The sequence below is a fragment of the uncultured Veillonella sp. genome (assembly GCF_963543145.1).
Lineage (GTDB): Bacteria > Bacillota > Negativicutes > Veillonellales > Veillonellaceae > Veillonella.
This window is the reverse complement of record NZ_CAUTZP010000014.1, coordinates 19,382-35,431: the sequence shown is the minus strand read 5'-3', so window position 1 is coordinate 35,431 and position 16,050 is coordinate 19,382. Positions and strand designations below refer to the sequence as shown.

13 protein-coding genes are annotated in these 16,050 nt (G+C 39.8%); all 13 read right to left on the bottom strand.

Going from position 1 to position 16,050, the window contains the following annotated elements; translation table 11 throughout:
* Nucleotides 1-58: 58 nt before the first annotated feature.
* The 13 genes from RWZ05_RS07065 to RWZ05_RS07005 all read right to left on the bottom strand — a co-directional run bounded on the left by RWZ05_RS07065 (nucleotide 59) and on the right by RWZ05_RS07005 (nucleotide 15,868).
* A complete protein-coding gene (locus tag RWZ05_RS07065; RefSeq protein WP_314643180.1) occupies nucleotides 59-1,420 on the bottom strand; it encodes a potassium transporter TrkG in 1,362 nt (453 codons plus the stop codon).
* A gap of 10 nt (nucleotides 1,421-1,430) precedes the next feature.
* The gene (locus RWZ05_RS07060) at nucleotides 1,431-2,447 is read right to left on the bottom strand and encodes a carbohydrate kinase family protein (protein WP_314643178.1); all 1,017 of its coding nucleotides are present in this window, start codon (nucleotides 2,445-2,447) and stop codon (nucleotides 1,431-1,433) included.
* Nucleotides 2,448-2,752: 305 nt separating this feature from the next.
* Nucleotides 2,753-4,393, bottom strand: coding sequence for a heme anaerobic degradation radical SAM methyltransferase ChuW/HutW (hutW, locus tag RWZ05_RS07055; protein ID WP_314643176.1), 1,641 nt, complete (start codon nucleotides 4,391-4,393; stop codon nucleotides 2,753-2,755).
* A 19-nt stretch (nucleotides 4,394-4,412) separates the two neighbouring features.
* Nucleotides 4,413-4,931, bottom strand: coding sequence for a flavodoxin family protein (locus RWZ05_RS07050; protein ID WP_314643174.1), 519 nt, complete (start codon nucleotides 4,929-4,931; stop codon nucleotides 4,413-4,415).
* A 45-nt stretch (nucleotides 4,932-4,976) separates the two neighbouring features.
* Nucleotides 4,977-5,777 carry an energy transducer TonB gene (locus tag RWZ05_RS07045; RefSeq protein WP_314643172.1) on the bottom strand — a complete coding sequence of 267 codons (801 nt, stop codon included), beginning with the start codon at nucleotides 5,775-5,777 and terminating at the stop codon, nucleotides 4,977-4,979.
* A gap of 2 nt (nucleotides 5,778-5,779) precedes the next feature.
* A complete protein-coding gene (locus tag RWZ05_RS07040; protein WP_314643171.1) occupies nucleotides 5,780-6,187 on the bottom strand; it encodes a biopolymer transporter ExbD in 408 nt (135 codons plus the stop codon).
* A gap of 2 nt (nucleotides 6,188-6,189) precedes the next feature.
* Nucleotides 6,190-6,807 (bottom strand): MotA/TolQ/ExbB proton channel family protein, encoded by a 618-nt coding sequence (locus RWZ05_RS07035; protein ID WP_314643170.1) that lies wholly within the window; start codon nucleotides 6,805-6,807, stop codon nucleotides 6,190-6,192.
* A gap of 35 nt (nucleotides 6,808-6,842) precedes the next feature.
* Nucleotides 6,843-11,927 (bottom strand): TonB-dependent receptor domain-containing protein, encoded by a 5,085-nt coding sequence (locus RWZ05_RS07030; protein ID WP_314643169.1) that lies wholly within the window; start codon nucleotides 11,925-11,927, stop codon nucleotides 6,843-6,845.
* Nucleotides 11,928-12,203: 276 nt separating this feature from the next.
* Nucleotides 12,204-13,094: an AraC family transcriptional regulator gene (locus RWZ05_RS07025; RefSeq protein WP_314643168.1), complete on the bottom strand. Its 891-nt coding sequence runs from the start codon at nucleotides 13,092-13,094 to the stop codon at nucleotides 12,204-12,206.
* Between the two features lie 227 nt (nucleotides 13,095-13,321).
* The gene (locus tag RWZ05_RS07020) at nucleotides 13,322-13,717 is read right to left on the bottom strand and encodes a YbaN family protein (RefSeq protein ID WP_314643166.1); all 396 of its coding nucleotides are present in this window, start codon (nucleotides 13,715-13,717) and stop codon (nucleotides 13,322-13,324) included.
* A complete protein-coding gene (locus RWZ05_RS07015; RefSeq protein ID WP_314643164.1) occupies nucleotides 13,717-15,084 on the bottom strand; it encodes a PTS ascorbate transporter subunit IIC in 1,368 nt (455 codons plus the stop codon). Before RWZ05_RS07015 ends, RWZ05_RS07020 begins: the two co-directional genes overlap by 1 nt.
* A gap of 31 nt (nucleotides 15,085-15,115) precedes the next feature.
* Nucleotides 15,116-15,391, bottom strand: coding sequence for a PTS sugar transporter subunit IIB (locus RWZ05_RS07010; protein WP_009351056.1), 276 nt, complete (start codon nucleotides 15,389-15,391; stop codon nucleotides 15,116-15,118).
* Nucleotides 15,392-15,412: 21 nt separating this feature from the next.
* A complete protein-coding gene (locus RWZ05_RS07005; RefSeq protein WP_265138616.1) occupies nucleotides 15,413-15,868 on the bottom strand; it encodes a PTS sugar transporter subunit IIA in 456 nt (151 codons plus the stop codon).
* Nucleotides 15,869-16,050 lie beyond the last annotated feature (182 nt).

Sequence of the window (16,050 nt, the reverse complement as noted above, 5' to 3'; positions counted from 1 at the left end):
CCTCGTTTATATTAATCTATATTAGACTTAATTAGACTCAATTAATCTTAATTGATTTTTATAATAATACATTTTCTTCTGCATATCCAATTGGTTTAGTTGGTGCCGTTCTTAACGCCCAAGTACCAATAACAGTCATAACACCTACACGACCGGTAAACATAACAAGCATCAATACCCATTTACTACTTTCAGATAAATCAGGTGTAATCCCCGTTGAAAGACCGACGGTCCCAAAGGCAGAGGTTACCTCAAAAAGCAGTCGAATAAAATCGTACGGCTCATCCCAAGCCAAATAGCAAGTTGCAAGTAAAACAAGAAGGATAGATAAAAAGATAATCCCATTGGCCTTAAGTACAGTAACCATGGAAATACGACGTTCAAAAACCTCTGTATCAGGACGGTTATTAAATAATGTACGGGATGCTAGAAAAGCGACGGCAATGGTACTAATTTTGACACCGCCCCCTGTGGAGTTAGGACCGGCCCCAATAAACATAAAAATGATGGTAACAAACAGGGTAATGGGATGTAAAGCATTATAGTCTACAGTTGCAATACCTGCTGTACGAGGTGTAATCGATTGAAATAAAGCGGCCATGACCTTGTTCCATATAGGTAATGGGCCAAAGGTTTTGGGATTCGCCCACTCAACCCCTAAGAAAATAATAGTCCCTAAAAGGATGAGCGTCGTTGTGCCAACTAACATTATTTTTGTATGTAGTTTTAAATCTACAAAACGTCGTAACTTGCGATGCGACCAAATATCAAACGTTGCGAGATAACCAAAACCACCTATTACAATAAGGGCCATTGTATTCATATTAAATAATACATCGCCCACCATGGCATAAGGTAGATCATTATCAAAGAATATAAATCCTGCGTTACAAAAGCTGGAAATAGATTGCATAATCCCCGTATATAAAGCAGCATCACCAATATAGGGATATAGCTGAATGGTATAGATGATACCACCAATAATTTCGACACAAAAGGTATAAATCGTTATTTTCTTCGTAATGTGTAGAAGTCCTTTCATGCTATCTTGCCCTACATCCTCCGACAAGAGCATACGATTTTTTAGACCTACCCGTCGTCCTAATACGAGAGCAATAATAGTGGTAAAGGAAACAATCCCCAAACCACCTAATTGGATGAGGATTACCATGACGATTTTTCCAAATAAGGACCAATGATAATAGGTATCTACTGTCGCCAATCCTGTTACAGAAACACAAGATACGGCAGTAAAAGCTGCATCTACAAGCATTGTACTATGCCCTTGTGCATTTGATATGGGCAACATAAGCAATATCGTCCCTATAGTCATGACAGCCAAAAAGCTAAGGGCTAATAAACGATAAGGATTTTGTTGCATATATTGCTGTACTTGATTTTTTGGAGTATTTTGCCACATAACCTTAGCCCTATCCTATAAGTTCCTGCACTGACTGTAACGTTGGTAGTGGACTGCGTCCGCCTATCCCTTGTGTATTTAATGAAGCTACGGCCGATGCAAAAATAGCGGCCTTCTCTAAATCGGAGTGTCCGCAATGTTTGAGCAACTCTACAGCACACATAGATGCACCGTCAAGCTTACTCGTCGGAGTATGATCTTCCAACTTCATCTGATTAATTGTATGTGCTAAATCAGCCAAAAAAGCACCATGGAAGCTATCTCCAGCCCCCGTTGTATCGACTACGATAGCTTGAGGAAATGGTTTACATCGATAAGGTGTTCCATCAGGCCATACAAAATAACTACCTTTAGCACCATCGGTAACTCCAGCAATGAGGGCACCTCGTTCATGAATGATACGACAAGCATCTTCTAAATTAGTTGTGCCTGTATATTTTTCAGCATAGTCTCGAGCTACGATAACGATGTGACTAGCTTCTGTAATTGGCTTCATGTCTTCATCGTAGCGCTGAGCACCACCATCTAAAGAAATGATAGTACCTCCCTCTTTTGCAACGGTCATAGCGGAGCGCATGAGTTGGCGATGTCGACCATTGATATGTAAAATATAGGCAGATCCTATCAGCTGTTTATGAGCATCTAAAAACTCTGGCTCAGTTGCCGTAGACCGTTCAAAAAATACTGCACGCTCACCAGTACTCTCCTTTACAAGAATTGTTGCCACTCCACTGTTAGCACCGCTTTCAACTTGAATGGCCTCTGTATTAACATTGTATTTTTCAAAGTCATCTAATATGTGACGCCCTACCATGTCATCACCAATACTATCAATCATGGCCGGACGGGCACCATATTTCCCGGCCACTGCTAGTGCTGTAGCTACTGGCCCACCACCATCTGTAGTAGACGATACCACTTGTTGTACCTCACGGCCTGTAGGGAAATGATCGACGACGATAAATCGATCTAACGTACTAGCACCAATTCCTACAATATCTATACCCTTTCGAGGAAATGTAATCATACTAACCTCCTATCCTACCCCTTTAACTATCACCATAACCATTGCAATCAATATAACTAAAACTATAAGTATAAGTATTTTTATCCGATTATAGTAGACTCGTTCAATGTAAAGTAATATTTATAGTTTAAACATTATATGAATTCCTATAGTTACAGAATACATTTCGTTGTATAAAAAGTAAACCCCAGACCATGGTCTGGGGCTACTTTGTACTACATTGTACTGTATGTCACGTAGTTTGTCTTGTTTAGTATATGTTGTGTGTGAGTGAGGTTGTTAGATATAAGGTGTGCTATAACAGGTTAAGACATCATACGTTCCATCATATATTCAATTTCATCAGCACTCAAATTGTACATAGCCTGTACCATTCGATCTGCTGACTCACCAGAGGCACCGCTTTTCGCAATTTCAGCTTTTGCTTTAGCAATAAGTGCATCCTTACGTTGTGCTTCAGAATCTTCATCGGTTGGTACGGAAATATTAGCTTTCCCTTGACCAATACCGCGTACCTCTTGGTTAGGATTATCTTTAGACGTTGTTTTAGTATCTTGAGCAGCCACCGCTTCTATGGCGAAGGAGTTTTTACCAGTCATGATATACTCCACAGCTTCCAAGGTGCTTTGTGTAAGATTTACTGTCCAGAATTCACCAGCTGCAGTCAATTTGTATAGTAAACCATTATACGCAACGAGACCACGTTCTTCCCATAATTTATAGAGCCAATTCAATTCATCTAGTTTAGGATCTAGTTTTACCAAACTCATAATATTGAGGAAGCCTTGTTCAAGTTGACTTACCACTTGATTTACGATAGGTTGTAACTCACTTTGCTTCATGAGGGCCATGAATGGTTTTTCACCACGATTCACCATATCTTCGTAGGGCTTTAATGCACGATGTAGCATCATACCATACCCATCGACATTACCACCGGCACCACTACCAAATGGGAACATCGGTACGCCCGCTTTAGCTAAAATATTATACAAGCTACGTTCACGGTTGTTGGCACTCCAATGAGCTGCGCTTAACCGACGATAGGAACGCTCATCAAGGTACTTACGACCAAATTCGAACATATCCCCTTGCATAGCCGTTGTGGCCGCAGCTGGCACCTTACCTTTTGCAATGTCTTTATTAAGATCACTGCCATCAAATACGTTTAATTGATAAAGATCAGCACCATCTACGCCAGAACTTACCAAATCAGCTAAGTCTTGTTCCCAAACCTCCATAGTTTGACCAGGCAAACCATAAATCAAGTCGATAACCACCGAACATTGTCCATAAGCTTTTAACGCCGCTAAACGTTCTAATACGGTTTCTTTCGTGTCTAAACGGCCTACCATTTGACGCACTTCTGTATTGAAAGATTGTACGCCGATGGACATACGGTTGACACCGTTTGCCATCCAAACGTCAAGATTTTCAGGAATTAAGTCGTGAATACGACCTTCTAAGGTAAGCTCATAATCATTGGCTAGTGGCAAATACTCTTTAATCGCTTTTAACAATCTTTCAGAGTTTGTTGGAGATAAAGATGTTGGTGTACCACCGCCGATAAATACGGCATGGATTAGCCCATCTTTTAATCTTGGACGTTCACTAGCTAGTTTTAACTCGCTAACAAGACCATCAATATATTGGTCCTCTACACTTTGACTTGTGCCGTTTTGAAAGAAGCCACAATATGTGCATTTGGTCTTACAAAACGGAATGTGAATATAAGCGCATTGCATTTCACCTTTTTTAGGTGTGCCATTCATTAACGTATCCCAAAGGGATTGTGTTTCTTTAGGAGAAACAAGCGTACCATTAAGACCTGCATGAACAACCCGTTTATGAGGGAATGCACCACTCATCGGATTATCGCATTCTAAACCTAATTGTAGATTGCGTTGTTTCTCCGGAATGGATTCAAAGAAACTTGCTAAACTCATACTCCAATCCCCTTTCAGTTTAGGCTTGCAACTTTGCAAGTACAGATTTTGTAAATTCTTTTGCATTTGCAAAGTCTTGTTCATCTGGATGTGTTTCAGCCGCTTTATGTAACGCATCCCGTTCAGGGCTTTGTCCGTGGGCAGATCCAGGTGGGAACATTTTATACATCATTTCGATAACTTTAGGGTCGATTTTACCTTGGCATACGAAGCCATCTACAAGGGACTCTTTATTTTGTAGTAATTCAGATGCTTTTTCAATACTTTCACGAGCATGATCAGAATTTGCATACATACCTAATGTGGCAAAGAAGACGATATTAGGATTTGTTAAGGTTTCGATCAATTTAGCAGCCTCTTTATTCGCTGTACCGCGGTCTACCCAGAAACCTACAAATACTGCGTCATAATCAGCTAAATTCTCAGGCGCTTCTTTTACAGAAACGCAAGGTGTACCTTCAGGCATTACAGAAGCCATCGCTTCTGCTACGCTTTTTGTATTTCCCGTGAGGGAAGAATATAAAATAATGGATTTCATAATTATCTCCTTTAATTCTCGAATAAATATATTACTAAAATAAGTCTATTCTTCTTCATCTTCACCATCAGCCTGTACCACAAAATGTACAGGAACCTCTACTGGTTGTATATCTCCTGTATGATTTGGATATGGTGTGGCCCGTCGTACTGCATCAAGGGCCGCTTCCACAAAGAGCTCATCACCACCACTTAAGGAGGCAATACTAATTAAATTACCCTCTGTATCTAAACGTGCCTCGACATAAATTGTAGTATCTACATTCATTTTGCGTTTAATCGCCGCATATGGAATTTGTTTTTGACTGTCTACAGCTGCGTAGAAACCAGCCTTATCGAAGGCAGCCTTACTAGTACCATGATTATCACCATTACCAGTGCCATCACCATTGCCTTTGCCTTGGCCTTGACCATCCCCATCACCAGGGCCAACACCTGTGCCGTTACCACCGCCGGAACCACCACCAGTTCCAGGGCCTGTACCACCTGCGGAATTATCCCCAGAGGCAGCACCTTTATGTTCGCCGCTTTTCGGAGCTACATCTACTGCATCAGGAATATCTGTTGCTGGAGATGGATCAACATTTGCTACAACAGCCTTTGTTCTTGCCGCCACTTCATCAGCCGATAGTGGTTTAGGGAATAAATCTGACCTATTACCGCCACCACCGCCGGCATGACCACTGCCGCCATCATCGAGAACACTTTGTGTGAGGTCGATTTCATAGGTATCCATTTCTTGAATGGCTGGAACGACTACGAAAAAGATGACTGCAATAAATAGAGCAACTAGATGAACTACGGCGGATATAATGGCTGCTTTTTTCCATGATATGCCTAGTCCCATAGTTATCCTTTCTGTTCAGCTGCAATAGCCAATCGTTTAACACCAGATTGTTTTAGCATGTCCATGATTGCTACTACTTGACCATGAGCTGCTCGTTTGTCCGCTTGTAAGATAACACTAGCGTTAGGATTTTCTTGAATACGTTGTTTAACCATTGCCTCAGCATCATCAATGCTCATAGGATTGTTATCAATCGTAATATGACCTTCTGCATCTAATGTGAGTACTACAGGTAATTGAGCTGGTGCAGATGCACTAGTAGCTTGTGGTAATTGTACAGATAATGCTTTTTGAGCTATTGTTTGTAAGCTATTCATCATGAAGAATACCAATAAAAAGAAGATGATATCAATCATTGGAATGATCATGAATTCCGGCTTAGTTTTCATACGAAAGCTTTGCAAGTTCATAATTATTTCCACCCTTCTCGTTTAGCGCTAACAATACTGACACACATACTTTCAATTTGGTTAATGATAGAATCCAAACGATGACTAAATACTGTATATACAATAAAGGCCATGATGGCTACGCACAAACCAGATGCTGTAGCGATGAGGGCCTCACCGACACCACCAGTAATGGCGGATGCACCAGCACCAGAGTCGAGAATACTGAATGAACCAATCATACCTGTTACTGTACCTAATAGGCCCAATAATGGAGATATTGTAACTGTCGCACTGAGGTAATCCATATATTTGCGGAAACCTACTGCATCAACGCCCATTTGATCAGCAAAAGCTGTCTTCATTGCTTCTTCACTAGAATCATTCTTTAAGCCTGCTTCCGCAATACGGCTTGCAATAGATGGGTTTTCTTTGATTACTTTATCAATTTCTGCCCAATTTTGTAATTTTGCTAGTTCATTAACTGCATGAGTAACAACGAAAGTTTTACCAGCGTATTTGTGATAGTAGAAAGCACGTTCTACAGCGATAGCGATAACCATAAAAGACAAGAATAATAATGGATACATTACATACCCGCCGCTATGAAATAAGTGAATGACATAATTTAAGTTTTCCATATTAGTAACCTTTCTGCCTGTTTACAGACTGAACATTAGAACCGGTAGGTCCCTTGAATTCTTGTATAATCGCCTAACTTAAAGCTTTCACTACCATATAAAGTATCTCGTTTATTAGTGCCCTTCGCATCGAATGTATAGAATGCCTCAAGGAGTAAGTCTTTGCGAGGTACATAGCCGGCACCTAATGTAAAGCTGCGAATACCGTCGAGATAACGATCCGGTACTGCGCCAGTACCATTCCCACCAAAGAAGGAGCCATGTTCGAAGTATTTGTAATCAATGAACGCATTCCAAGATTTTGGAATATCTAGGTCAGCACGGCCAATATCTAGACGAGCCATCCAGAAGTGTGGGGTCCCCCCCATTTGATGACCTTTAAGTGTAAAGTCTGCTGTGCCTCGTTCATGTTCATAAACAGTATTGCCGTTTAAGTAACGGCCAAGATTGGAACGGTTTTGACCGTAGTCAACAGTAACAGATGCATTAGCACCTAATTGATATTTAGCGCCGATACCGAATACATGAGCTACATTGGAGAAGTTATATTCATCATTACCGTTGCCATTTGCATTTAGGTATGTATGCGTTTTACCGCCAAAGGAACGTAAATACCACGCTTGTAAACCAAGACGAGAGCCTATTTGTTTCTTGTATTGAACAAAGGCTGCTTTATCAATAGCTGGCACAGTATCTTTTTCAAGAACTACCCCTTCTGTTTGAATCAAATTGCCAATAATCTTACCAATCGCTTCACGAGGTAATTTGTTTTCAGACTCTGCATCATGTACAACCTTTTCAAGATTATACATATAGTTAAACAATGCATTTGGCATGCCCCAACCATAGTAAGAACTACCTTCACCCCAATCATTGGAGGCCATTGTAAAGTTCTTTTTGTAAATTGCATCTTTAGCATCAAAATCGCTAAATACATAGCTACCACTGGCGTATTTATATGTTTTAGCACCTACATAACCAGTGAACTCATAATCACTAGCTGGTTGTCCATAGTAATCATAAGATTGTTTGAACGTGCCATCTGGCTGTTTAACCCAAACCACATCAAGCTCACTATTGTTATAGTTACTCCAATTATCTGTAGCATTATATCTAGCAATTTCTGCTACAGATTGATTAATCTCGTCACCATGTTTTTCAACATAGGCTTTAGGATTTACTAAAGCATCTTTATTATCAGTAGATATGATGAGACCCTTAGCCTTTTCTTTTAAGTATTCAGGGTATAAAGAAGAGTTCACATTATACATAATGTCCCCGGTCTTATAGAGTTTTTCCCCTGTATTCTTATTAGTGATTTCATACATTGCATATCCATCAGATGGAATATCGAGGGAGAATTTCTTCTCAGCCATATCTGTAGGGTATGCCTTTGTAAGAATATCTTGTAAGCGGCTCATGATTTGAGCTTGTTTTTGTTGTGTTTCTGCAAGCTTTGCATTAGCCTTTTCAATCTCTTGATCCCTGTTTGGATTGCTCCAACTTAGATTCAATGTAGCTTTATACGCATCATATTCATCTTGCAATTCTTTTAGCTGTTGATAGAAGTAGATGCTATCTGTCTTACCTTTGTAAGTAGAAGCATAAATACCATCGGGACTATCTGGTGCAGCTGCATCTTCAGTAGTTTTTTTCTCACCATCAGAACCCGTTTTTGTAGCACTAGTAATGTCGTATGGGAACTCATCACGGTTAATACCAATCAATTCAGCCGCTGTTGGTGGTCTATAGATAACTTCATGTACTGCATGAGTGTAGGCAGAATCAGTGATGCCTGTACTATGTTTGAAAGTACCAACACCGATACGAACTTGAGAGTCGTGCCCATTCCAAACGGCACGAACACCATCATAGGATTGACCAAACCAGTATCCACTAGCCCCCATAGGCTCTGTTAAGCGGCCCACCGATACGTCCCATTTCTTAACGCGTCTTGTAAGATCCACTGTATCCAGACGTTGATGGTTAAAACCTTTTGAATAAGATTGAGTCCAGCTTGTATCGACACCACTCATGCCACTTGCACTGCCCATAACCTTAAGATTTGTAAACTCATTAAGGCGTGCATCAAAGCCTAGGCGCAATCGTTGTTCAAAGCTATGACGATTGGCATCGTACATATTCGCTTTTGCAGAACCGATAGCGGAGTTAGCTCTAAATGGAGATTGAGGTCTATTAGAACCATCATGTGCCATCCAGCGCGCTCTGTAGTCGCCCACTAATGTAATACCACGCTCTTTAGTGGTATCAAAATCAGAACGAATAAAGTCAGTTAAACGAACTACATCAGCTACGTTTTGTACGCTAGATTCTGCACTACCAACTTCACCATTAGCACCCGCCACAGTTGCCCCTGCTACACCAGCCTTTGCACCATCTTTGGTCTTGCCGATAGCCGTCGTTTTTGTGCCATCTCCACCACCAAATTTAAGGTTAACCCCCATGCGATAGACCCGTTCTTGTGTAGCGCGGTCATCATCGCGATGGTTAAAGATATTGTTGATACCAAAGTACATCATGGCATTTTTGTTGAATCGTTTTTGAACCATTACGTTCCAAATACCAAAGGTTTTCTTTTCATAGGTTTGCTTATTATAAACGCCTGCATCACCGGACAAGATATCTGGCCAATAGTTACCACCGTTATTAAGAGTATTACTATCAAGCATGTTGATATAGTAATCACCCCAAATGGATCCATTCCAACCGGATTTAGGATTGTCATAAGTAATGCCGATGTCAACTTTGTGCATTGGTTTATCAAGCAATTGACGAGGCATTGAAGGATCGCTCTTGTTGATGGCATGTAAGTATGTATAACCTAACTTACCAGACCAATATTTGCCGAACTTTTGTTGTACTTCAGCTTGAACACCAGTGATTTCTGCTTTACCAATATTTTTAAAGCTGTAAATCATGTCTGGTGCACGTTGGTACTTTGCATCGCCTTTAAGGTATGGCGCAAAGTCCATAAAGTCCCCTGTGAAGTATACGGACATATAGTTCTTGATGCGGTTGTGGAATACGCCTACGCGGGCATAGGTATTTTTATTTTCCCCTTCTAAACTCATGTCAAAGTTGACAGATTTTTCTGGTTTCAAATTAGGATTACCAGCCCAGTACCAACCGAGTTTTGCCACCCCAATCCCTACAGGATTGGAAGCATACATTTCCCAGTTATACCACAATTCGCCCATACCTGGCTCAGTATAACCAGTACCTATATTGGCTTTAAATCTACGGTGTGTATTGCCATTTACGTTATAGGTCATACCTAAGGAGGCAGATAGGTTAGAACCAAACAAGCTACTATTGTCAAAGCGTACAATTGGAGATAATGTTAAATTCTTATTCACTTGCCAAGTATCAGAAATATAAGCGTTTAACTTGCGGATTGTACCACTACCAGTGGTCAATCGTTGGTCTCGATTACGGTACTCTTCTAAGAAGGCTTTGCCATTTAATTTAGGTGCCTTTTTACGCATTTCTGGATCATTGGATTCGCCATATTTAAAGTAGTCACCTACGATATTGGCACGGGTAGCAGATAACACAGGATTTTCAGCTTTTAAACGATCTTCTAACGCTTTATAACGAGCTTTAAACTCATCCGTTACAGGTTGATTATTAGGGGATGTACTAGACCAATCACTTAATCGGCTTTCAGATAAACCATAATTAATATAGTCATCGTATGTAATACCTGGTTTTTGAGCATCTGTTTCGGCGCCATAGTATTCATAATCCATATCCCATTGCGGCATCCCCCCACCGGAATTGATGAATTTGTAGTCGTGAATGTGAGAATACACCTTAATACTGTTATCACCTTTACGTCTTACAAGACGGTCAAGTTTATCCACTAGCAAGCTCTTATCGTAATCCCATGGATCGATGTACATAGTGCTTGTATTAGGAGAGCTCTTCAATCGGCTACCAGAACCTTCTTCACGAGCATAGCTTACGCCGTAGCTAAGCAGATGATTTTTGTTGATTTGGGTGTTCGCGTTAGCTCGAATGTCTAATTGACGGTGATCGATATTATCGATATAGCGCAACTCATTAGATCCTTCATAGGCAGAACGACCAGTATAACTAATGAGAGCTACATCATTTTCTTTGATACGGGAGTAGTTAGCTTCAACAGTCCAGTCGCTTTTACCAGCTCGAGAGGACCATTGTAAGTTTGCCGTATTACGGTCCGCTGTACGTTTAAAATGTTGTTGAGGCTCTAAGTCTGAGTCAGAGTGTTTAACATCGCGCACAAGATCTTCTGTATAACGGTTGAGGCGCATTTCAAATTTATTTTTATCATTTGCCTCGTAAGTTGCTACAAGACCGATATCGGCCGCATCGCCGTAGTAACGAAGTACATTGGGCTTAAAGTTATGTTTTGCATAGTCAAAAGCCATACCAGATTCACGGCGGCTAACGGAGGCCAAGACAGGCATGAGATCACGTTTACTACCGGATAATCCAACCTTTAATTTTCCCATTTGACCAGAGTCGGCACGAATAAAGAAGTTTTGGAATGGGAACACATCGCCATCGCTCTTACGACGCATACCTTCTGCATTTAATTGCAATGATGGTTTCTTTTGTGCCTTTTTCGTGATGATATTAACAACACCACCTATAGCATCAGAGCCGTATTTAGCACTGGCAGCACCTTGAATAACCTCTATACGTTCAACGTTTTCTGTACCTAGACGCTGTACTTCGTCTGCTGCACCAGAGTACTTATCAAAATCACCTAGCACCGGCTGACCATCGACAAGGATCAGTGTGTGACGCGCTTCGGCACCGCGGATGGATACACCTACACGGCCCATAGCATCAACGGTTCTAGATACACCTGTTTGAGTAAATATAATGTCTTCAACGGACTTCGCCTGTTTCTTTTCAATCTCTTTCTTGGTAATGATTTGCACTTGCTGTGAGTTCAATTTTGCTTCTTCTTCTGCCCATGTACCTTTGACATGAACAACATCTGTAGTAACAGTCGCATTATCCGCCCAAACCACGAGAGGTGCGCTAAGCCATAAGGCAACTGCACTCGACAGAATGATAGTCCGTTTCGTCTGTCCCCACCTGTTCATTGTGCCCTCCTCAATTTCTAACTAACCACATGTTTTGTATCTCCCACTACCAACTAAAAAGATACACTTCGCCAACATATAATGACATTGAATATCATTTACATTTTAATGTTAGCAAAGTGTATCTTGCATATCTACTCCGAAAAGACCAAAAATATACATTTCGGACAATATTAAGTTTTTATAACCTACTTGTTCTAAGCTTTAGATGGTCATATTTTAAATATTACTAACACTATATGCATGACTTGGTTAGTTTGGCTTAACTTAAGTTAGTTATACTTTACGATAAGCACTAGGAGTTACACCAGTAGCCTCTTTGAATGCACTGGTGAATTTACTGCCATTCTCGTAGCCTACGGCATTAGCAATTTCTAGAACAGATTGATCTGACTCTTCAAGCAAGCGCTTAGCTGCATTAATACGACACTCCTTTAAATATTGATGGATTGTCGTACCATATACGCCTTTAAAACAACGCTTTAATGTTGATGTGGGAATATCAAATTGCTCAGACAAGGAGTCAATGGTAATCCGTTTCATAAACTGTGTAGATATATGTTCATTAACAGCTTTTACAATATCTACTTGTTGTTTACGATAAGAGCTTCTCTTTTCATGATTAGTTGTAGAAATAACTGATAAGAGTAAGAAAATTTCAATAACTTTTAATTTAAAATAGTGCCCCTTAATTTGATCAGGCACTTTATATAAACTAGAAAAAATCTGACGAACAGATTCCGTCTCTTCCATCATCATACCATATTCGGAATGCTCACAAAATCGTTCAGCTAGGCTTGTTAAATTAATACGCGACTCAGTAACAAGTGAATCCAATACGGGTTGAGCCTTTTCAACATCTACGAGTAATACGATCCCCTTAAATAGTTTTGTAGGAAAGTAATTCTCATGTTGGTAATCAGCATGCGTATGCCACCCTAAGGACATATCACCTGGCCCCATATATAAATAATCACCGGATGTAAACTTACACTCAATGCGCCCTTCTTCACAATGATTTATGGCAAACGTCTTTGTATGTGATTTAGCATAAAATTGAATCGTTTCTTGCTTCACATCAAGGAACATCAAATCGATACCGTCAAACACTGTATGCCTTGACATAGAAGTTCCTGCATGTGAAACTGCATGATTATGTGAATTCATACAATCACCATATACACAAATACTATAAAAATTATTATATACACAGTTATCATAGTATACTTGTTGATATTCATTGTCAAATTAAAAATAGTAATAATTCATTTTTTTCTTTAAAAATATAAGTTTTTGATATTTGTGTATTGATTTTACAATAAAATAAGCCTTGCAAGTTTAACTAATACAGTCTAACTTACAAGGCTATATTCAGAATTATGAGAGATAATTCTTTATTTTTTTGTTTTTATAAAAAAGGCGAATGCTATTACATGACCAATCCACACGAGACCCATCAAAATAAGAGCAACTGGACTATTTTGACTAAAATAGGCTCCAATAGCCATTATGATAGTAAGAAAACCGAGAATGGTCAACTTTGTCCGCAATGTCAACGCTTTATCACGTTTATAATTACCAACAGTCATTTGATATAAACTAGACGCCAAAAACATCTTATGGAATCGTTCAGATCCTCGGGCAAAGCAAAATACTGTTAACATATAAAACGGAATTGTTGGAAACAGTGGTATTACGATACCTATTGTACCGAGGACAAAACTGATTGCACCAATGGTCAGAAATACAGATCTAACTATAATATTATTGTATTGTTGAGTTGTTTTCATTAATCCTCTTCTACGTAGTTAATTACTTTACCTTTTGTTTTAATAAAGTTAGGAATGATAAGTACCAATGCAGCAATAGCAACAATACCATAAATACCAGCCATACCAATCCATTCAAATGCGTGGCCTAATACAAGACCAATAACAGCAAAGTCCGCATCACCAAATGTTGTATTTTGGAAGCCTAATTGACCAAGAACTGGAAGTGCCATCGCTGGCAAGAATGTAATAGCTAAACCATTAAGGAAAGCACCTACTGCGGCACCACGACGACCACCTGTAGCATTACCATAAATACCTGCTGTTGCACCGCAGAAGAAATGAGGTACTAAACCAGGAATAATCAATACACCACCTACAGCGCCAAGAATGAGCATACCGATGATACCGCCGATGAAGGAGCTTATGAAACCTAATACTACCGCAGTTGGCGCATATGTAAAGAATACGGCACAGTCTACTGCTGGGATGGCATTAGGGATAATTTTTGTAGCAATACCTTGGAAGGCAGGAATCAAGTCACCCAAGATCATACGTACACCAGAATATACGATAGCTACACCTACAGCAAAGTTCATAGCACTCATAACTGCGAATAAGTATGGGCTCATGGAACCAGACAATGTTGCTACAAATTCAGAACCGGCTGCAAAGGCTGCAATCAAATAGAATACAATCATAGTCAATGCAGTAGATAATGTAGAGTCACGCAAGAAGCCCCATTTTTCAGGAATTTCAATATCTTCCGTACTATCTTCTGCCTTACCTACATATTTAGCAACCCATGCTGATAGGTAATATCCTAAGCTACCAAAGTGTCCCAGTGCAATTTCATCACCATCAGTAACTTTAGAAGTATAGCTTTGACCAATAGCTGGAGAGATAGCAGACCATGCACCCATCAAGAAACCGCCTACAAGAATTAGTTCCACACCGGATAAACCTGCAGTACCGAGTACAGCAGACATGAGACATGCCATAAATAAGCTGTGATGACCTGTTAAGAACACATATTTGAACTTGGTGAAACGAGCAATACATAAGTTCATCAATAAGCCTACTACAAGAATAGACATCGTTTCAACGCCAAGAACCTTTTGTGCAACAGCTACGATAGCTTCATTGTTTGGTACAACACCAGTAATATGGAATCCATGTTCAATCATCTTGCCTAGTGGATCAAGATTGCTAACGATAACACCAGCGCCTGCTGCGAGCATTAAGTATCCAAGAATCGGTTTTAATGTACCTGTCATTACCTTATGAAACGGACGTTTCAAAGCAACTAAGCCTACACATGACATAATACCAATCAAAAGTGCTGGTTGAGACAGCACATCACGTAAGAACTCTAATACCATTTCCATGGCACTACCTCCTATATATAGTTCTTAAAAATTATTGCGCAGCTTGTTTTAATGCTTCAAGAACATCTTCTGTGATTTTCTTTTTATTAATATAGCTGCGAACAATAGCAATATTTTTACCTTCAAATTGTTCTGCCAATTCTTTTACAGTTACGATCAGATCGGCCTTACGACCTTGTGCCGCATTAAAATCGATAGACTCAACTTGTGCATCAATACCGTTTTCAGCACAAATCTCTTCGATTTTCATTTTTAGCATCAAGCTAGAACCAATGCCATTACCGCATACAGTTAATACAGAAATCATGATTGCCTCCTTCTATGTCTATTATTGATCGTCTAAATGCTCTGCCAAGAATGCTTGTACATCATCTATACTTTCAAACTCAACGGCTGCATCTAAGAATTCTTCATCCTCAAACAAAGTAGCGATATCTGTTAACAATTGAATATGCTCATCCTTATTAGGAGCACATAAGAACAATGCTACAGATACAGGGTCATTATCTGGGCTACCAAAGTTCAATGGTTTTTCCAATGTAACTAAGGCTGTACCTACTCGTTTTGCGCCATGTTCAGGACGAGCATGTGGCATCGCAAGACCTGGAGCCAATACAATATATGGACCCATTTCTCGTACCACCTCAACCATAGCCTCAGTATAAGATGGATCAGTAAAACCAGCATCAACCATGAGTTGGCCACCGTGACGAATTACCTCTTCCCACGTTTCAGCGGGATAGTGAAACGATACATTATCCTCGGATAATAAATCTTGTAACAAGCTAACACCTCCTAGGCTTACATCTATATATACACTTCTATTATATCCATTCTAAGAAGTTTTTCATATATCAAAATAACAATACCTTATCAAAATGAATAAATCTATCTGCTCTTTATTTAATCCTTTAACTCTCATAAACATTCTATAGAACACTTATATTTATTATACCCATACAGGTA